We start from the raw sequence: 223 nt of genomic DNA, 5'->3' as shown, positions 1-223 counted from the left end.
AATGGATCGGCGCGGCCGGCAGGCCCATCTCTCGATGCGCTTCGGAACCGTCGTGCTCAAGCGGCCGCAGAGGCCCGGCGTCACCGACTTGGCGGAGGGCATCAAACTCAGTTTCGTAGAAGTGGTCGAGTTGCATCCGCCGAGAGGTGCGGAGCCCATTCGCTGGCTGCTCCTGACTACTCATCCGGTCGCCACCGTTAAAGACGCCTGGCAGATCGTCTCC

General features: G+C 63.7%; 1 pseudogene. It reads left to right on the top strand.

From position 1 onward, the window contains the following. Window positions 1-223: pseudogene (locus ACZBJS_RS42880) on the top strand (IS4 family transposase); the annotation flags it as partial.

The organism is Bradyrhizobium sp. KZN70725 (assembly GCF_055264925.1).
Note: the sequence above shows the minus strand (reverse complement) of the source record. Positions and strands in the feature narration are given on the sequence as shown.